The following is an 18,553-nucleotide window of genomic DNA, read 5'->3' on the forward strand; positions in this document are numbered from 1 at the left end:
TCTATGAAATATAAAGAAAGCAATTATAGTAGGTACAGGAATGTGCGTCAGTAACCTTTGTTCACCAGCTTATAGCTTTACCACCTAACGATAAAGCCGGACAGGTCTTTTGTATCGCACATTCATAATGATTTTATAATAATGAAAGAAATCAGACCAGCGTGCGATCCAAACGGTGTCTATTCAGTCAAGCGCACCTGTGCTGAACTCGGTATCAGCAACAAGACACTCAAAAAATACAGAGAAAACGGGTATATCCAACCGCTCAATCCTAATAATGTCAGCCGCCCGAAATACTCCGGCCAGTCAATAATCGATTGTTGGAACCTGCTCAGTACGTTATGATAAGCGAAACAACCATACGGAAAGTAAGGGAACTTGCCATAGAAGACGTACTCAGTCCTTATGTCAGACTGTCCCGAAAAGGCTCAACCCTGATGGGACTTTGTCCTTTCCATACTGAGAAGACCGGTTCCTTTGCTGTCACTCCCAGCAAGAATCTCTTCCACTGCTTCAGCTGTAACCGTGGCGGTGATTCCATTACGTTTATAATGGAAAAGGAAAACCTTTCCTTCAGTGCCGCCGTGGAATTTATTGCCAGGAACCATAATATTCCGGTAGAATACATCAGTGAAGAGCGCAGTGAGGAACAGATGGCTAAAGCCAGGCACCGAGAATCACTTCTAACAGTTCTCGATACAGTCCAGACCTTTTTCCTTCAATGTCTCAGGGCAACAGACAAGGAAGAGAGCCTTGATGCCAGAGCCTATGCATACAGCCGGTGGCATGAGGAGTTCTGTGCCTTTGCCGGAATAGGCTATGCACCGAAGGACGGTCAGGCCTTTATGGATTTCTGCAGAAGCAAGGCTCTGAACGAAGAACTGCTGTACGAACTCGGCATGTTCAAGCGTGGCGAGGACGGCAACACATACGCCATGTTCCGACAGCGTATCATGATTCCCGTGAGAAACAGATGGGGACGCATCATTGCCTATACAGCCAGATACATCGGAGACAACAGGAAAGCTCCCAAGTATATCAACTCGGCAACAAGCATGATTTACTCCAAGGGAGAAACAGTATTCGGCATTGACCGTGCAGCCAGACTGCGTGATGCCGACTATTATATCATTGTGGAAGGTGCTCCTGATGTCCTTAGAATGCAGTCGATTGGATACGACAATACAGTAGCGTCACTTGGAACAGCCTGGAGTGACAACCAATTCGAGCAGCTGAAGAGGTATGTATCCTCACTCTGTTTCATTCCTGATTCAGATATTGCGGAAGGCAAGCCATACGGACCGGGATTTGAGGCAGTGATGACCAATGGGGCTGCAGCCATAAGAAAAGGATTCCATGTAACAGTCAGGGAACTTCCTTTTACAGAAATACCATCCGAGGCAGAAGGAGAAGTACAATATGCCAAGAATGATGCCGACAGCTATATCCGCAGCAGGGAGGATTATACTTCACTTCCGGAAAAGCATTTCATTATCTGGCTTGCACAGAAACGTTTTCTGGTAGCCGGTTCCATGGTAGAAGAAAGAAAGTGTGTTGCTGAAATAGCAGACCTATTGCGCTATATAAAAGACCAGCTTGTGTATGACCAGTGCATAGAACAGCTCTCCAGACTGCACGGCAAGGTAAAGCTATGGCGTGATGCCGTTACCCAGGCACGTGGGGAAGCCAGGAGAAGGAACGACAAGCCGACGGCCATGAACGAGATGCAGCGTGAAGCGGAGCTGCTGCGCCAGTTCGGTCTGTTCGTCAGGGAAAACTGTTACTACTCCATCGGTGAAGATGATGATGAACCGTCAAGAATCTCCAACTTCATCATGGAACCGCTCTTTCATATCGAGGATGAGATAAACGGAACCAGAATCTTCCGCATGAGGAATATGTACAATGTATGCAGGGTCATAGAACTGAAGGAGTCAGAACTCTGCTCGCTGAGCAACTTCCAGCAGAAGGTCGGCTCACTGGGCAATTATGTATGGCTGGCCAAGATAGACAAGCTCAACCGTGTAAAGGAATACCTGTATTCAAAGACTGATACGGCAGAGCGTATCAGAAAGCTCGGCTGGAATGCGGCTGAAGGATTCTTCGCTTTCGGTAACGGAATATTTTTTGCAGGCACATTCAATGCCGTTGATGATTTGGGTATTGTCCGTGGAATCAACGGCAAGGCCTTCTATATACCGGCCACTTCAAAAATCTATCTCAACAATCCGGAGATATTCCAGTTTGAAAGACTCATGGTACATGAGAACCGTAACGGAATAAAGCTGCATGACTATGTAGGCAGACTGATGGAAGTATTCGGTGAGAATGCAAGCGTAGCCTTCTGTTACCTTCTTGCCACCCTCTTCCGTGACATCATATTCAGACGCACCCGTCACTTTCCCATTCTGAACCTTTTCGGTGAGAAAGGAACCGGTAAGACAACCCTGGCCACTTCCCTCCAGTCCTTCTTTCTGCACGGAGTAGATCCGCCCAACCTCGGTGTAACTTCCGTACCGGCCATGAACGACCGTGTATCACAGGCTGTCAATACACTTGCAGTGCTTGATGAATACAAGAACGACCTCGACATCCGCAAGATAGCCTACTTGAAAGGACTCTGGGGCGGTGGCGGCCAGACCAAGAAGAATACGAATACGGACGGGATGGCAGCCCAGACCATTGTTACAACAGGTGTAGCCCTTTGCGGCCAGGACAAGCCGACACAGGATATGGCACTCTATACCCGTGTCATCTTCCTTGCCTTTTCAAAGACATCATTCAACCAGAATGAGAAAAGGGCTTACGAAGACCTTGTATCAGTCTGCAACATGGGACTTACGCACCTCACCCTGGGGATACTGGGGCACCGGGAACTGTTTGAGAAGAACTTTCCGGAAATATATTCCATCACCAAGCGTGAACTGGCTACAAAACTGGAGAATGAAACCATCCATGACCGTATATTCGGTAACTGGGTTATTCCACTGGCTACCTTCAGGACACTGGAGACAGTCATTGACGTGCCTTTCAGCTATGCGGAACTGTTTGATACAGCAATCAAAGGAATACGAAATCAGAATGAACTGGCTCAGGAAAGTTCAGAAATAGCGGACTTCTGGAGTATGCTTCAGGGATTCCAGACTTCAGGGAAATGTATTGAGAAGGCACATTACCGCATAAGGTATATGAAATCCTTCCGTCCATTGTCCGTAAAGGAAGATATAGAATTTAAGGAAGCACGTCCTATTCTCTATCTGAACACGGCAGCCGTGGCATCACTGTTCAACAGCCGGAACGCAGGTTCCACCTCCAACCGCTCGAACTGGTCCACCATCATGTCGTACCTGAAATCCCATGCTTCATATTTGGGATTGAAACAGGACAGATTCACCATACTTCTGCCCAGCGGGCTTCCTGACTATACCATTGACATTGTGAATGGCGAGCAGGTTAAGAAGGTAAAGGTAAACCGACCGAAGGCTTTGTGTTTTGATTATCTACAATTGAAGGAAACTTTCGGATTGGATCTTGAAACTGAGGTTATAGCTGAAGCACAGGAGGAAATAGCTGTTGAGCAACAACATATAGTCAAACAGGAGGAATTACATTTTGGCTGATTAATATGCAGTATCAAATTAATATACTGATTAACAAGTTATGTTATGTGTCTAAAAATATGCTTTTTAATTCATTTTTATAGTGAAATTTCAGTATCTTTGTACTTATATGTGCGACCTAGTACAGAATTAGGTGTTTTTTGTAAAACAGACAATATGATAGATACTATAACTGTAAAAAATTTCAAGTCAATAACAGATATGACATTGTCTTTAGGTAATGTCAACGTTTTTATCGGTGCTAACGGTTCCGGTAAATCAAATATTCTTGAAGCTATAGCAATGGTTGCAGCTGAGCGTTCTGCCCAAATAGAGGTAAATTCCATGATACAGAAAGGTATTAGAATTGCGAAACCAGACTTGATGATAAGTTCATTTTATGGTCAGCCATCTAACAGCACCATTAATGTAAATATATCTGGAACTGAAGGTGAACGTATAAAATATGCAGTTACCAATTTAACTCCAGAGGATATTTATTCTACTTGGAATGCTCCTTGGTCAACTGGAGCCAGACGTGGAAATATTAAGGGAGCAGTAGAAAAAACAGATAAGCTAAGGGAATATTTGTCCAAGTATCTTATTTACTCATTGTCAATCAACGCACTTCGTGGATTGACCTCAGAAAGTTTCCAATATCCGCTTGGTTTGAACGGAGAAGGACTTGATGTGCTTCTTAACAACATACCCAAAGAAGAAATCATGCAGATAAAAGAATCAGCTAAAGACTATATATCCTGGATTGAAGATATATTCTTTGACAGTGAGGAAATATACAAGATGCAGGGATATAAATTGGGAAGAAGTAAATCCAACCTTTATTTCAGGGATAAGTTTATGCAGAAAAAGAACAATCTTTTCTCTGCAGAAAATGCCAATGAAGGTGCTTTGGAGCTCTTGTTTTATCTGACACTTTTTATCAGCAGAAAGACTCCTGATTTTTTTGCTATTGACAACATTGAAAATGGGTTGAATCCTCGTTTGTGCAGGTTTCTCATGAAGAAAATCTGTGAATTGGCTGTCAAGAATGGTAAGCAGGTACTTATAACAACTCATAATCCGGCCATATTGGATGGATTGAATCTTAATGACGTCAGTCAGCGATTATACGTTGTGACCCGTAACGATGAGGGAAAAACGCAAGCTAAACGTATCCAGACAAAAGAACAGACAGGTGAACAGCGCATGATGCTTTCAGAAATGTGGATGAAAGGACTTATTGGCGGTGTACCTTATAATTTCTGACGATATGAGATTGGGTATTATAGCAGAAGGTAAAGCTGACATAGCTGTAATAAAGGCAGTTCTGAAGGCCTTGAAGGGTATTGATGGTAGTGATGTCGTTCAATTGCGTCCCAGTGAACAGTTTGACGAAACAGATTTGAATGAAATGAATTTCAGCAACTGGAATCTGGTCCTGAAATCATGTGAGGACAATAGCCTGCTCCAGTCTTTTTTTGATGTATTGGCAGATGATGCTTTGCTTGTTGTTCAGATTGATACTGCAGAACGAGGTGAAGCTGGGTATGATATAAATGAACCATTACGTACAAAAGATACAGATTGGAAAGAATATTGTGATTATCTGTATAAAGCAGTAGAATATAAAATTTCGAACATTATTCCGGAGACTTATCGTGATAAGGTTGCATATGCAATAGCAATTGAAGAGACTGACGCATGGCTTATACCTTTATTCGATAATTCCTGTAAAGAAACTGCACAGTATGCAAATCCAAAAGAACGGTTACATTATCTTATTGGCAGGATTGACGGTAAAAAAAGAGTCAGATACATCAACACCGACAAAAAGAACTTGGACTATGACAATATATCAAAAGATATGAGAAAAGGACTTAGGACATGCCGCCAGAAAAGCCGGAGCCTTGATTTGTTCTGTTTGGACTTGGAGAACAAATGCAATATATAATATTATGCCAATAAAAGATAGATTTTCTCTCTTTTGTTGGCATATAAATTTTATAAGATTCTCATGGTGGTGAATGGGAAGATGTAAGTTTGGGAAAGCATGTTAAATCTCAACTATAGCAGGAATTTCGGATAAACAGTAATATTGTAAAGCTGAAATTCGCAAATAATTTCTTACGGGTTTAGTATTAAATTTCTGATTTTTCAGAATATTTCTGTATATTAGTATAGTAAAAAGACTATAAACAAAGGTATAACAAATAAATCCTATGATTGTGGCAAAAACATTTACTATTACCAGTTATGGTAAGAGTAAGGAATATCCAGAGAGCCAGCGTAAGAAAATGATTAAGGAGTTTGAGACGGCTATGCTTTGCTGTGATGGCAGTGAAGCTGAACGCTACAGGAATATATATGATGACCTGGTTGCCGGTGAGAAGGAGTGTATGGACACAGAACGTCCATTGAATCCTGAGCTTGAAGCAATGATTGAGCGAATGCTTACTACTCAAAAGTAATATTCTACAATTGCAGATTTTTATGTTGCATACCTGTTTCTGATACGTCCAATTTTCTGAAGCAGTTTCATTCTCAACTTTTCCGGGAAAGTAATCTCCACTTTATCACCAAGAGCCAGGATTTCATCCACCAGCTCGTCAGTCACAAGAAGAGTATAATCAAATGACGTAAAAGTCCCCATATCATTCCTTTCCACCTGCGAATGGTGGAAAGGATGCTTTCTCAGATAATCTGCAAATGAACCGTAAGCCCTTAGAGTAACCTCTTCCGGCTGCTGTCCGGTCGGAGCCACAACACCAATAGAGTCTGAAAGACGATTAGCCAGCGAAAATCTGCAGTCTGTCTGAAACCTGTTTCCGCTGAGATAGATTTTGGTCAGTGCATCAAGAGGAACGGCACAGAACTCTGATCCGTTCCTATATCCGAGCAGATACCAGCGGTTATGGAACAGCTTCAAACCTTCCGGTCGGAAACGGCCTTCCACTTCATTACCCTTGTCATTGGTGTAGAATATGTACAGCTCATGCCCATCGCTGATACACTCCGATATATCCGGCAGGTATTCAATACCATTTGACATGTCAGGCAATACAACACGATGGAACAGATACGGACTGCTTTTCAGAGCCACATCAATGATACGGCTGTTGAACAGCCAGTTCCGGCAGCTGTCACCGAGTATTTCATCCAAGTTCTGGATATAATATGTATAGTCCTTTCTGTTGCACGCAATAACTATATCAAAATTCTCCTCAATCATTTTTCGGTGATGATGGAATGTGCGCAGACTCAGCGGCTTTCCATTGTACAGGAAGTGGTGCTTCCATATCTCACAAAGCCTTTCAAAAGTGACCTTTCTTTCCTGATAGACTATATGCAACAGCCAAATGTATCGGTTGTAGATATTATTCATAAAATTACCTCTTATAACTCGTTTAACTATCTAAATATAAGCATTATAAATGAGATATGCAAGAAAATTGCATATCTGTTTTCGTATAATATTTTCACTATAATCCGGGCAGGTTTTCAGTACAGATTGATTATATCCATACATCTTTTCCTTGCCTCCCTGTAGGTATAGAATGTTCCTCCATAAGGCTTGCCGTCATAATAGGCAATCACGCTACATGAATGCTCCAGCATGAAGTCATTGCGTCTTAGAAGACATCCTTTGAAATAGTGTTCACTCAATACGATAACCCGGTCTGCCTGGGAAATTATTCTCTGATGGTGTTCCTTCTCAATTAACGGCCACCGGCAGCTCTGTCTTCTGAAAGGAACAACGGCAATGAGCCGTATATCCGGATACTTTCCCTTCAGTGACAATACAGTTTCAGCAGCCATCAGGTCGAATCCCATGGCCATACCTGAGTAGAAGCAGGTTATACCTGACCTGCATGCAAGCGACACGGCTTCAACAAGCCGTGCCCTTATTTCATCCTGCCTTTCTACGGGAACAGTTCTGTGTCCCGTGAAAGCCAGTGACTTTGATTTTTCTGATAATATTCCGTTCATAGTTCTATACTTTATAATGGGTTCTTGCAAGGAAGATGCCTTCAATGACATTCGCTCCGAAACTCTCCAGCTGATTTGCATACATACCGAAACTGATTCCGCGTGTGATTACATCGTCAAAGACTATGACTGCCTTACCTCTGAACCACTCTTCATCAAACTCTATGATGCTCACCTTTCTGATTTCCTTTTCAGCCTTACGGTTTTCATGAACTGCCAGCCTTTCTCCGCATACCCTTACATGGTCATATCCGTTTATTGCTCCTGTGAGTTCACATACCCTTTTGCAGAAGTCCATATACCGGATTTCATTCTTTCTTACCGATGATGCCGGAACCGGAATGAATACCAACTGTGAGCATCTGCTGCCGTGTTCCTCAATCATTCTTGCTGCCGTCATCTGTGCCACCTCTTCATGAGACCTTCCATCCTTGAAGTCATAAACCAACTGTCTGTCGGCGATTTCCTTCTCGCCCACATTCTGAATACGTTTGGGAAAATACTTGCAGAACCATGTCTGCGGCTTTTCCAACTGCTTTCTGATGCTTTCGTCCATCTGTACCATACGCTCTGATTTTTTTCCCTTCTGTCTGCAAGTTTTTCAGCTTGCCCGAAGGATATTTTTTGCAGTTCTCAGAAGCGCAGGCATTCAATAAGGCAAACTTAAAGGAAAGCTGAAAATACGCTCAACCCCGTTTGAGGAAGATTTTCAGCTCTGTGTTTGACGTTTGCAATGCCGGAGATACCTTTGCAAAAAAATATCTGCAGAGGCATGCTGAACAAACCTGTGGCTGTAACGGTACATTAGGATAACTATGTATCCCTTTCGCATCAGATGTTTTCAGATAATAAAATGCACCCGTTTCAGGGGTGACGGTGTTGACAGAGAGTATCTGCCAGTGTATCAGATACTTCATATAGAAATCATACGTTGACAAACGTTGACAAGTGTAGCCACAATTTTCAGTCCGCTAAAAATCCATAGCCAAACGTTGACACATTATAATACTCTATTCTTTATAAGAAAAATCAGAAAGAATATAATATGTTGTATTACAGCAGTTTCCCAGACTGATTTTATGCCGGATTTTCATTGGATTTGCTGTCAACGCTGTCAACCATCAAATATATGCCTTCCTTATTTCCGTAAAAACAGATTTACCATCAACCGCCTTAGTCCAGCCGTATTGAATATGATGGTAACACATAATCCATCGTATTCCCACAATCTCCGAAATAATCCCATATTTGACGTATTGACAGCTAATAATCAACTGTTTACCTTTACGGCATCCAATAAAAGAAAAGATTAACCAGCATGAGATATAATGAAAGTCGTTCCCGAAAAGACATATTCAGTGAAGGAGGCAGCACGCTACCTGGGTGTTCACCGCTGCACCATCTATGCCTATATCCGTTACCTGGAAAAGCCGCTGGCTTTCCTGAAGATACCTGATAAGGCAAAAAGGGTGTTCAGAGGAACTGACCTGATAGCCTACAAGGAAACCGGCCTGCCCAAACGTGGCCGCAAGCGTAAGAAACACCGTTAGTTCAGTCTGTCCCATGGAATGGTATCCAAAAGATTACATTTGGCATTCATGGCTGCAAGTTCAAGAGCCAGCAGCCTTGCCCTTAGCCTGACATCCTCCATGTCGGAAACGGCCTGAAAGAACTCCGATGGCTCCATTGCTCCCGACTGAATCATCCATTCCCTTGCACATTGTTCAGGAACAGCGGCACTGACGAAAGAGAATATTTCTTTTGCTATGCAGCCGGCTGTACCGTCACCGGCTTCAATGGTAAAGCAGAACGGTACACCGCTCGAAGTCTTCCGTCTGAAATTGAGATACCGGATTACATCCTTGTTTTCCATAGAAACGCTCCACCCATGTCGGGCAGAGAGATTAAAAATATTACGACAATTTTCCATTTACCATACAATTATAGTTTTGTTTTCATTTACCTGCTATAATAAGCAGCCGGTCTTGTCCGTGACGGATAGGACCGGCCACTTCTGTTTTCATACGGCCTATTCAAACCTTGCAAGAAAGTCCTGAAGCCTGCTGTCCTGAATCTGTTTCAGCGGAACCGGCTTAAAGTTCTGCTGCTGCCTTACCTGAAGCTTGCCAAGCCCCTGAGCACTCAGGTCAAGTTCCACATCCGAAAGCTCATTGAGGGAAATATACCCGTATTCATCCTCCAAGAGTCCGACTACGATACCGAATAGAATCACATCGTCATCCTCCCTGTTTCCTTCAAGGATAAACCACCTTACAGCACCAAGGGCAAAAACCGCACGGCAAACAGCCTCTTTTCCCTTGCCGTCCTGGGAGTAGAGCGGATAACCCTCCAGAGCTTCCGCCAGTTGTGTCGTCATTAATCTGCACATATCAGTAAAAAATTAAAAGATAGTTTGATACTTATTCTCCTTGTACGCATAACACTTGATTTTGAAGTTCTGATTCTTTTCCCTCCAGTAAAGCTCATTGAGCTTCATGGCCGGGAAAAAACGTTTTATGTGCATCTGTAACTGCGGACCAAAGGGAGAAAAAGACAAGTGTGAAGTCAGAGAATGCAGACGGAATACCCAAATTTTTGAGGTATGAGAAAATTTGCGGAAGGCTGCCGTCAAGTCCTCCGACTGAAAGCGCAAGCGTCACTTGGCGTTTCTCCAGTCCGCAGTATCTTTGCACATAAGAAACGGTTCCGGCTATGATGCTCCAATGATTTCCTGATATTCAGTATTCAAAGATTTCTGAAGAGCATAGTATCCGTTTTCAGACAAACCACCGGTAACCGGTTGCCAATGTCAGAGCCTTTGAAGTGAAGAGTAGCGCAACCTTAAAGGCTCTGTCTTTGGCAACAGTCCTGATTTATCTGCATGATTGTATGAACCTGTCGGCTGAAATTTGCCTGGTATCGGGATACGAAGCAAGTCAGCCAGTTAGTTTCCGTAGCATAAGGCAATTTGTTCCGGCATCTCATGAAATACGAACAGTCGGAACAGCTTGCCTGTATTTTAAGATAGGTATTCAAGGATATAGGACGTTCCGTCAGTGCAAGCTTTAGCCTGCATCATCGGGACGGCCTTCTTGTTTTCGTTTTCAGACGAGCCACCGGTAACCGGTTGCCAATGTCAGAGCCTTTGAAGTGAAGAGTAGCGTAACCTTAAAGGCTCTGTCTTTGGCAACTGTCCTGATTTATCTGCATGATTGTATGAACCTTTCGGGTGAAACTTGCCTGGTATCGGGATACGAAGCAAGTCAGCCGATAAGTTTCCGCTGTATAAGGCAATTTGTTCTGGCATCGCATGAAATACGAACAGTCGGAACAGCTTGCCTGTATTTTAAGACGGGTATTCAAGGATATAGGACGTTCCGTCAGTGCAAGCTTTAGCCTGCATCATCGGGACGGCCTGCTTGTTTGCGTTTTCAGACGAGCCACCGGTAACCAGTTGCCAATGTCAGAGCCTTTGAAGTGAAGAGTAGTGTAACCTTAAAGGCTCTGTCTTTGGCAACTGTCCTGGTTTATCTGCATGATTGTATGAACCTGTCGGCTGAAACTTGCCTGGTGTCACAGATACGAGGCATATCTGCCGGTCTGTTTTATATATCTTATAGTTTATTTGTGGATACCTGGCTTCTATTCCGTAAACTGATAAGTAGAAAATTGAGTTAATATAGCTACAATACAACTCATTGGTTGTAATTTATCAAATAATTGCATTATCTTTGCATGTAGACGTGCGATAAAGTAATCTTTTTAATGAATATAGCAGCAGACAAAATTTCCTGTAAAGCTTTGGACGTTACAGGAGCAGAAATCAGAATTGAGCAAGATAAAAAGAATTGGGTAGAGTATTCACAGTTAATAGCCGGGGTTATGTCTAAGCGGATGGCGGAACTTGGCTTTACGCAGTTAATGCTTGCTGAGAAGATGAATTGTACCCAACAATATATTTCAAAAATATTGAAAGGGAAAAAGAATATGTCACTGGAGACTATATGCAAAATAGAGAATGCATTAGGCATCGAGATTATCAAAAGTCTAAATAGAAATGAATAACGAATAAAGCAGATTTATGTCAATACAAAGTGAAGCGGCATTAGAAGCCGGACTTATCGCTGCCCTTCAACAAATGGACTATGAATATGTCCAGATTGCAGAGGAAGATAATCTTCAAGCCAATTTCAAACGGCAGTTGGAGAAGCATAATCATAAGCGGTTGTCAGAGCATGGTCGTACTGAATTTACCGATGAGGAATTTGAAAAGATACTTATCTACCTGGAAGGTGGTACGCGCTTTGAAAAAGCAAAAAAACTCCGGGACCTCTATCCGCTTGACACGTCAGATGGCAAGCGCATTTGGGTGGAGTTTCTCAATCGTCAGCAATGGTGTCAGAATGAGTTTCAGGTGTCGAACCAAATTACGGTGGAAGGACGTAAGAAATGCCGTTATGATGTAACCATTCTTATAAATGGTTTGCCTTTGGTTCAGATTGAATTGAAACGCCGTGGCGTGGAACTGAAACAAGCATACAATCAAATACAGCGTTACCACAAGACTTCATTCCACGGACTATTTGACTATATCCAGTTGTTTGTCATATCAAACGGAGTAAATACACGTTATTTCGCCAATAATCCGAATAGTGGTTATAAATTCACATTCAACTGGACTGATGCTGCCAATCATCCGTTCAATGAGTTGGATAAGTTTGCCGTATTTTTCTTAGAGAAGTGTACGCTCGGTAAAATTATAGGAAAATATATTGTACTGCATGAGGGCGACAAGTGCCTGATGGTGCTTCGCCCTTATCAATTTTATGCGGTAGAGAAGATTTTGGACAGGGTACAAAACTCTAACGACAATGGCTATATCTGGCATACAACAGGGGCTGGAAAAACATTAACTTCATTCAAGGCGGCACAGCTTGTATCGGAATTGGATGATGTAGATAAGGTGATGTTTGTAGTTGACCGTCATGACCTCGACACTCAGACACAATCGGAATACGAGGCATTTGAGCCGGGTGCGGTGGATAGTACCGACAATACGGATGAACTTGTGAAGCGACTGCAAAGCAATTCAAAGATTATTATCACTACCATTCAGAAACTCAACTCCGCAGTCAGCAAGACTTGGTATAGCAACAAGATTGAATCTGTCCGTCACTCACGTATCGTAATGATATTTGATGAGTGTCATCGCAGTCATTTCGGGGACAGCCACAAGAAGATTATGAAGTTCTTTGACAATGCCCGGATATTCGGCTTTACCGGAACGCCTATTTTTACTGAGAATGCGGTGGACGGACATACCACCAAAGAAATATTCGGCAATTGCCTCCATAAATATCTGATTAAGGATGCCATTGCGGATGAAAACGTGCTTGGTTTCCTTGTGGAATACTATCACGGCAATGAAGTCGTTGATAATGACAATCAAGCCCGGATGGAAGAAATTGCAAAATTCATCCTTAACAATTTCAACAAATCCACATTTGATGGAGAATTTGATGCCTTGTTTGCCGTGCAGTCCGTTCCGATGCTTATACGCTATTACAAGATTTTCAAATCTTTGAATCCTAAAATCCGAATCGGTGCAGTGTTTACATACGCAGCCAATAGTAGCCAGGATGATGACCAGACAGGTATGGGTACAGGTCAATATACAAGTCAAAGTGTAGGCGAAGCTGACGAACTGCAAGCCATCATGGATGATTACAATAAAATGTACGGAACAGCTTTCACGACTGAGAATTTCCGAGCATACTATGATGACATCAACCTGCGCATGAAAAAGAAGAAAACGGACATGAAACCGCTTGACCTTTGCCTTGTCGTGGGTATGTTCTTAACCGGCTTTGACAGCAAGAAACTGAATACGCTCTATGTGGATAAAAACATGGAGTATCATGGCTTGCTGCAAGCGTTCAGTCGTACCAACCGAGTACTGAACGAGAAGAAGCGTTTTGGTAAAATCGTTTGTTTTCGTGACTTGAAAAGTAATGTTGATACGTCTATCAGGTTATTTAGTAACTCTGACAATCCTGAGGATATTGTGCGCCCTCCGTTTGAGGAAGTAAAACAGGAATACAGAACTTTAGCAACAGAGTTTCTTCAAAAATATCCTACGCCCGGCAGCATAGACTTTCTGCAAAGTGAAAACGACAAAAAGAATTTTGTGCTTGCTTTTCGTGATATAATCCGCAAACACGCAGAAATCCAGATATACGAAGATTATAGCGAAGATGCGGACGATCTTGGACTGACAGAACAACAATTCAACGACTATAAGAGTAAATACCTCGACATAACAGTTGGCTTTATCAATCCTCCAGTTACACCACCGGTTGTTGCGGAAGACCCTGTGCCATACGGCAGTAATCAAGGCTTGGAAGATATAGATTTCTGTCTTGAGCTTCTGCATAGTGACATTATCAATGTGGCTTATATCCTTGAACTCATTGCCGACCTTGACCCATATAGCGATGATTATTCTGCTAAACGCCAGCATATCATTGATACTATGATTAAGGATGCTGGAATGAGAGGCAAAGCCAAACTCATAGACGGCTTTATCAAAAAGAATGTGGATGAAGACAAGGAAAACTTCATGACTGGGCGTAATAAGGCTGACGGCACAAATGAATTGGAGGAACGCCTGAACCAGTATATTGTATCTGAACGAAATAAAGCTATATGTGATTTGGCTGATGAAGAACAAATTTCTTCCGAGGTGCTTAATCTCTATATAAAAGAGTATGACTATTTGCAGAAGGAACAGCCTGAAATCATACAAAAGGCCTTGAAAGAGAAACATCTTGGTCTGATAAAGACAAGAAAAGCATTGACACGCATTCTTGATAGATTGCGTGGTATTATAAGAACTTTTAGTTGGGATTGAAGTTATGTTGGATAGCAAAACAAATAAAGTTTTCTTTTCTGCATGTTTTACTCAGACATACAGAAAATGCAAAAAGTCTATCATGGAAGCTTTGAAAGCAAAAGGTATAGAGATTGGTTCGAATATCAGACAGACAAAAGATATTTGGGCAAGAGACTATATGCCTATTCAGATAGATGAAAATAAATTCATGCGCTATAAATACACCCCGGATTATCTTGTAAAAGTTCCGGGTATGAGTAAGTTTATTACCGACAAACCTGATTGTGATTTTCTTAAAGACAAAGATATAGTAGATTGTAATCTTGTTTTAGATGGTGGCAATGTGGTCGTTTGTGGTAATAAGATAATTTTGACAGAAAAAGTATTTGAAGAGAACACTGATTTGTCAAAGTATGAGATTACCAAACGTATTGAATCCGCTAGCGGAAAACAGGTAATATGGATACCTTGTGATCCGAATGAAATTGCAGAGTGCGAAAAAAGAAATGAACTTCCTTTATGTCATGCTGATGGTATTTTACACGCAATAGATGAGAATACGATATTACTTTCAAACTATATAGACTATGATCCGGAATATCGGTTGAAATTGTTAGAGCGTTTATCTCCATATTTTAATATTAAAGAATTTCAATTTGGGGATATCAGGACAGAAAATTCATGGATATATATTAACTATCTGCAAGTTGGTAATGTAGTGCTTATGCCCGTTGTAAATGAAAAAGCAGATGATGTCGCTGCCGAGCAGTTAAAAGAGTTTCTACAAGTGGAATCTGTTATTCAAATAGATTCATGTGAGCTTACCTTCGAAGCGTCTGACGGAAATATCGGAGGTTCACTTCATTGTATTTCTTGGAATGTTTTTGATTCATCAATATAAAGTCAACAAATGGATAAAACATTCCTAATCAGGTGGTATGGCTCTTTTTACGGTGAAAACGCTTTGGACGATTTGAAAGAGTGGGAAAATAATCATTCGGACTATACATGTAATTTATACCTAATAAAAGGATATAAGAAATATGCAAAGACCACTAATCATTATTATATTGGCAAGACTATACAAGGTGTTGCTAAGCGATTTTCGAATAAAGACCATCACATAAAAGAGTTACCTAGAATATCGGAAATCTGGGTCGGGCATTTTGTAAACATGTTACCTGATGATGAAGATATCTTGTTGGCAGAAAGAATGTTAATTTGTTATGTTAGCAATGAAGTCGGCAATCAATACATGTTAAACAGAATATGTGTGAATTATGCTCCTGCTCAGAATGTTTATATTTTATCCGAATGGTATAACTATAAAACATTGAAGCAACGTGAAAGAATAAGCAAAGATTCCATAGCGAAAATTATTCCAGATGTTATTGCATATCGTGTGACTGAGAAAAAGCAGTCATTATTATATATGTCAGAAAAATTAAAGAAATATTGGTATTAAATATGAGCGAAGAATTACAACAGAAACTCCGTGACCAGCTTTGGGAGGTCGCAAACCGTTTGCGTGGCAATATGTCGGCAAGCGACTTTATGTATTTTACCTTGGGGTTCATCTTTTATAAATATTTGTCAGAAAAAATTGAAAAATACGCTAATAGTGCGCTTGAAGACGATGAAGTGACCTTTAAGGAATTATGGAATATGACCGATGCTGATGCTGCGGAATTGCAGGAAGAGGTCAAAAACCAGTGTCTGGAAAATATCGGTTATTTTATAGAACCACAATTCCTGTTTTCATCTGTGATAGACACAATCAAACGGAAAGAAAATATCCTGCCTATGCTGGAACGTTCTTTGAAACGCATAGAGGACAGTACACTTGGACAGGACAGTGAAGAGGATTTCGGAGGACTGTTCTCTGATATTGATTTGGCTTCTCCAAAGTTGGGTAAGACCGCTGACGACAAGAATACATTGGTCAGCAATGTGCTTCTTGCTTTGGATGATATAGATTTTGGTGTGGAAGCCTCACAGGAAATTGATATTCTCGGTGATGCCTACGAATACATGATTTCCCAATTTGCTGCTGGAGCCGGAAAGAAAGCAGGAGAGTTCTATACACCTCAGGAAGTCAGTCGTATATTGGCGGAGATTGTTTCTATCGGCCACCAGCGCTTGCGCAATGTGTATGATCCTACTTGTGGCAGCGGTTCGTTGTTGTTACGTGCTGCAAGTATAGGAAAGGCAGTATATATTTACGGGCAGGAAAAGAATCCGACTACCTATAACCTTGCCCGTATGAATATGCTTCTTCACGGAATCAAGTTCAGTAACTTCAAGATAGAAAACGGTGATACACTAGAATGGGATGCTTTCGGCGATACCCAGTTCGATGCAGTAGTCGCAAATCCGCCGTTCTCTGCTGAATGGAGTGCAGCTGACAAGTTCAATAATGATGACCGTTTCAGTAAGGCCGGACGACTCGCACCGAAGAAAACAGCCGATTACGCTTTCATTTTACATATGATTTACCACTTGAATGAAGGTGGTACAATGGCTTGTGTTGCTCCTCATGGTGTATTGTTCCGTGGAAACGCAGAAGGTGTTATCCGTCGTTTCCTCATAGAAAAGAAAAACTACATAGATGCCATTATAGGATTGCCAGCTAACATTTTCTATGGTACAAGTATTCCGACCTGTATTCTTGTCTTCAAGAAATGCCGTAAGGAAGATGACAATATCCTATTCATTGACGCAAGCAAGGAGTTTGAAAAAGTAAAGACTCAAAACAAGCTTCGTCCACAGCATATACAGAAGATTGTTGAAACCTACCGTGACCGTAAGGAAATAGAAAAGTACAGTCATCTTGCCACCTTACAAGAAGTGGCCGACAATGACTACAACCTGAATATCCCCCGGTATGTTGATACCTTTGAGGAAGAAGAACCTATCGACATCAAGGCCGTAATGGCAGAAATCAAAGAACTTGAAACCAAACGTGCCGAACTGGACAAAGAGATTGAGGTGTATTTGAAAGAATTGGGACTAGTTGAATAAGTGGAGGTATAATGGCAAAACGGTTTGAGATAAGAAACAGTACGGCAGAATTCCTAATCTTCGCTATTGAGGGCAAGGAAGATGGCATACAGGTGGTGTATCAGAATGATACTATCTGGTGTACGCAGAAAGCTATGGCAACCTTATTTGATTGTTCGACAGACAACATCGGTTTGCACCTGAAGAATATATATGCCAGTCAGGAGTTACAGAAAGAAACAACTACCGAGTTTTTCTCGGTAGTTCAAACAGAGGGTGAACGTCAAGTCAACAGAAAGACCCTGTTCTACAATTTGGATGCCATTATATCTGTAGGGTATCGGGTAAACAGTATCAGAGCCACACAATTCCGCCAATGGTGTACCTCAGTCATCCGTCAATTCTCTATACGTGGTTATGTGATAGACAAGAAACGTATGGAAAATGGATCATTTATCGGTGAGGACTATTTTGAGCACTTACTGGCTGAAATCCGTGAGATCCGTCTCAGTGAACGCCGGTTTTATCAAAAACTTACTGACATTTACGCTACAGCTATTGATTATAACCGTGATGCTCCAACCACAAAGTTATTTTTCAAGAAGGTTCAGAACAAGATGCATTATGCGGTACACGGCCAGACAGCAGCAGAACTGATTGTGAACAGAGCCGATGCTGAAAAAGAACACATGGGACTGACAACCTGGGAGAATGCTCCAGACGGGAAAATAGTCAAGACTGATGTAAGTATTGCCAAAAACTACTTGAAGGGTATAGAACTGGAAGATATGGGACGTTTGGTCAATGCTGTTTTGGACATGGCTGAGCGTATGGCAAAGCGTCATATACCTATGACGATGGAAGATTGGGCGAAACGTATCGACATCATTCTGGAAGCAGGTGGTGATGCAATCCTTACTGATGCAGGCAAAGTTACGGCTGAGTTTGCCAAGAAATTTGCTGAAGCCGAATTTGAAAAATACCGAATCATTCAAGACCGCTTGTTTAATTCGGATTTTGACCGCTTTAATACCGGTGATAACTTTCTACCATTTGATATTAATCCTGATAAAGA

At 41.7% G+C, this 18,553-nt stretch carries 17 protein-coding genes; 12 read left to right on the forward strand and 5 right to left on the reverse strand.

Features of this window, described 5'->3' with window-relative positions; translation table 11 throughout:
* Nucleotides 1-141 precede the first annotated feature (141 nt).
* The 5 genes from OCV81_RS01870 (at nucleotide 142) to OCV81_RS01890 (ending at nucleotide 6,067) form a co-directional block, all read left to right on the forward strand.
* Nucleotides 142-345 carry a hypothetical protein gene (locus tag OCV81_RS01870; RefSeq protein WP_005649194.1) on the forward strand — a complete coding sequence of 68 codons (204 nt, stop codon included), beginning with the start codon at nucleotides 142-144 and terminating at the stop codon, nucleotides 343-345.
* Nucleotides 342-3,620: a DNA primase gene (locus OCV81_RS01875; RefSeq protein WP_057249799.1), complete on the forward strand. Its 3,279-nt coding sequence runs from the start codon at nucleotides 342-344 to the stop codon at nucleotides 3,618-3,620. The genes OCV81_RS01870 and OCV81_RS01875 overlap by 4 nt, the downstream gene beginning before the upstream one ends.
* Before the next feature lie 156 nt (nucleotides 3,621-3,776).
* Nucleotides 3,777-4,865 carry an AAA family ATPase gene (locus OCV81_RS01880; RefSeq protein WP_036723629.1) on the forward strand — a complete coding sequence of 363 codons (1,089 nt, stop codon included), beginning with the start codon at nucleotides 3,777-3,779 and terminating at the stop codon, nucleotides 4,863-4,865.
* Nucleotides 4,866-4,869: 4 nt separating this feature from the next.
* Nucleotides 4,870-5,550 (forward strand): hypothetical protein, encoded by a 681-nt coding sequence (locus tag OCV81_RS01885; RefSeq protein ID WP_005649199.1) that lies wholly within the window; start codon nucleotides 4,870-4,872, stop codon nucleotides 5,548-5,550.
* Nucleotides 5,551-5,818: 268 nt separating this feature from the next.
* A complete protein-coding gene (locus tag OCV81_RS01890; RefSeq protein ID WP_005649201.1) occupies nucleotides 5,819-6,067 on the forward strand; it encodes a hypothetical protein in 249 nt (82 codons plus the stop codon).
* 20 nt (nucleotides 6,068-6,087) lie between these two features.
* On the opposite strand, the gene OCV81_RS01895 is transcribed toward OCV81_RS01890, so the two are convergent.
* From OCV81_RS01895 to OCV81_RS01905, 3 genes are all read right to left on the reverse strand, one after another.
* Nucleotides 6,088-6,981 carry a helix-turn-helix transcriptional regulator gene (locus OCV81_RS01895; RefSeq protein ID WP_057249797.1) on the reverse strand — a complete coding sequence of 298 codons (894 nt, stop codon included), beginning with the start codon at nucleotides 6,979-6,981 and terminating at the stop codon, nucleotides 6,088-6,090.
* A gap of 116 nt (nucleotides 6,982-7,097) precedes the next feature.
* Nucleotides 7,098-7,586: an SLOG family protein gene (locus tag OCV81_RS01900; protein WP_057249795.1), complete on the reverse strand. Its 489-nt coding sequence runs from the start codon at nucleotides 7,584-7,586 to the stop codon at nucleotides 7,098-7,100.
* Nucleotides 7,587-7,590: 4 nt separating this feature from the next.
* Nucleotides 7,591-8,151: a phosphoribosyltransferase gene (locus OCV81_RS01905; RefSeq protein ID WP_057249793.1), complete on the reverse strand. Its 561-nt coding sequence runs from the start codon at nucleotides 8,149-8,151 to the stop codon at nucleotides 7,591-7,593.
* 763 nt (nucleotides 8,152-8,914) lie between these two features.
* On the opposite strand from OCV81_RS01905, the gene OCV81_RS01910 reads away from it, so the two are divergent.
* Nucleotides 8,915-9,136 carry a helix-turn-helix domain-containing protein gene (locus tag OCV81_RS01910; protein ID WP_007835189.1) on the forward strand — a complete coding sequence of 74 codons (222 nt, stop codon included), beginning with the start codon at nucleotides 8,915-8,917 and terminating at the stop codon, nucleotides 9,134-9,136.
* Here OCV81_RS01910 and OCV81_RS01915 read toward each other — a convergent pair.
* Together OCV81_RS01915 and OCV81_RS01920 are read right to left on the reverse strand one after the other, a co-directional pair.
* The gene (locus OCV81_RS01915; RefSeq protein ID WP_057249791.1) at nucleotides 9,133-9,516 is read right to left on the reverse strand and encodes a hypothetical protein; all 384 of its coding nucleotides are present in this window, start codon (nucleotides 9,514-9,516) and stop codon (nucleotides 9,133-9,135) included. The two genes, OCV81_RS01910 and OCV81_RS01915, sit on opposite strands and share 4 nt — an antisense overlap.
* 99 nt (nucleotides 9,517-9,615) lie before the next feature.
* On the reverse strand, nucleotides 9,616-9,975 hold the full coding sequence (locus OCV81_RS01920; protein WP_057249789.1) for a DUF2958 domain-containing protein: 360 nt from the start codon (nucleotides 9,973-9,975) through the stop codon (nucleotides 9,616-9,618).
* Nucleotides 9,976-11,351: 1,376 nt separating this feature from the next.
* On the opposite strand from OCV81_RS01920, the gene OCV81_RS01925 reads away from it, so the two are divergent.
* The 6 genes from OCV81_RS01925 to OCV81_RS01950 form a co-directional block, all read left to right on the forward strand.
* Entirely contained in the window at nucleotides 11,352-11,651 is a 300-nt protein-coding gene (locus OCV81_RS01925; RefSeq protein WP_005649220.1) for a helix-turn-helix domain-containing protein, read from the forward strand.
* A 16-nt stretch (nucleotides 11,652-11,667) separates the two neighbouring features.
* Nucleotides 11,668-14,496 (forward strand): type I restriction endonuclease subunit R, EcoR124 family, encoded by a 2,829-nt coding sequence (locus OCV81_RS01930; protein ID WP_057249785.1) that lies wholly within the window; start codon nucleotides 11,668-11,670, stop codon nucleotides 14,494-14,496.
* An 82-nt stretch (nucleotides 14,497-14,578) separates the two neighbouring features.
* Nucleotides 14,579-15,379, forward strand: a complete 801-nt coding sequence (locus tag OCV81_RS01935) for an agmatine deiminase family protein (RefSeq protein WP_172676546.1) — start codon at nucleotides 14,579-14,581, stop codon at nucleotides 15,377-15,379.
* 9 nt (nucleotides 15,380-15,388) lie between these two features.
* Complete coding sequence (locus OCV81_RS01940) at nucleotides 15,389-15,943, forward strand: hypothetical protein (protein WP_057249780.1); 555 nt, start codon at nucleotides 15,389-15,391, stop codon at nucleotides 15,941-15,943.
* Nucleotides 15,944-15,945: 2 nt separating this feature from the next.
* Nucleotides 15,946-17,499: a type I restriction-modification system subunit M gene (locus OCV81_RS01945; protein WP_057249779.1), complete on the forward strand. Its 1,554-nt coding sequence runs from the start codon at nucleotides 15,946-15,948 to the stop codon at nucleotides 17,497-17,499.
* 11 nt (nucleotides 17,500-17,510) lie between these two features.
* Nucleotides 17,511-18,553, forward strand: a 1,043-nt coding sequence (locus OCV81_RS01950) for a virulence RhuM family protein (protein ID WP_148328072.1), incomplete at its 3' end; no start/stop codon positions are given.

The sequence above is a fragment of the Phocaeicola fibrisolvens genome, assembly GCF_025567125.1.
Lineage (GTDB): Bacteria > Bacteroidota > Bacteroidia > Bacteroidales > Bacteroidaceae > Phocaeicola > Phocaeicola fibrisolvens.

Bases quoted from the DNA above. Each gene is read 5' to 3' on its own strand.
- OCV81_RS01870 (WP_005649194.1), top strand. From the start codon at position 142: ATGAAAGAAATCAGACCAGCGTGCGATCCAAACGGTGTCTATTCAGTC.
- OCV81_RS01875 (WP_057249799.1), top strand. From the start codon at position 342: ATGATAAGCGAAACAACCATACGGAAAGTAAGGGAACTTGCCATAGAA.
- OCV81_RS01880 (WP_036723629.1), top strand. From the start codon at position 3,777: ATGATAGATACTATAACTGTAAAAAATTTCAAGTCAATAACAGATATG.
- OCV81_RS01885 (WP_005649199.1), top strand. From the start codon at position 4,870: ATGAGATTGGGTATTATAGCAGAAGGTAAAGCTGACATAGCTGTAATA.
- OCV81_RS01890 (WP_005649201.1), top strand. From the start codon at position 5,819: ATGATTGTGGCAAAAACATTTACTATTACCAGTTATGGTAAGAGTAAG.
- OCV81_RS01895 (WP_057249797.1), bottom strand. From the start codon at position 6,981: ATGAATAATATCTACAACCGATACATTTGGCTGTTGCATATAGTCTAT.
- OCV81_RS01900 (WP_057249795.1), bottom strand. From the start codon at position 7,586: ATGAACGGAATATTATCAGAAAAATCAAAGTCACTGGCTTTCACGGGA.
- OCV81_RS01905 (WP_057249793.1), bottom strand. From the start codon at position 8,151: ATGGTACAGATGGACGAAAGCATCAGAAAGCAGTTGGAAAAGCCGCAG.
- OCV81_RS01910 (WP_007835189.1), top strand. From the start codon at position 8,915: ATGAAAGTCGTTCCCGAAAAGACATATTCAGTGAAGGAGGCAGCACGC.
- OCV81_RS01915 (WP_057249791.1), bottom strand. From the start codon at position 9,516: ATGGAAAATTGTCGTAATATTTTTAATCTCTCTGCCCGACATGGGTGG.
- OCV81_RS01920 (WP_057249789.1), bottom strand. From the start codon at position 9,975: ATGTGCAGATTAATGACGACACAACTGGCGGAAGCTCTGGAGGGTTAT.
- OCV81_RS01925 (WP_005649220.1), top strand. From the start codon at position 11,352: ATGAATATAGCAGCAGACAAAATTTCCTGTAAAGCTTTGGACGTTACA.
- OCV81_RS01930 (WP_057249785.1), top strand. From the start codon at position 11,668: ATGTCAATACAAAGTGAAGCGGCATTAGAAGCCGGACTTATCGCTGCC.
- OCV81_RS01935 (WP_172676546.1), top strand. From the start codon at position 14,579: ATGGAAGCTTTGAAAGCAAAAGGTATAGAGATTGGTTCGAATATCAGA.
- OCV81_RS01940 (WP_057249780.1), top strand. From the start codon at position 15,389: ATGGATAAAACATTCCTAATCAGGTGGTATGGCTCTTTTTACGGTGAA.
- OCV81_RS01945 (WP_057249779.1), top strand. From the start codon at position 15,946: ATGAGCGAAGAATTACAACAGAAACTCCGTGACCAGCTTTGGGAGGTC.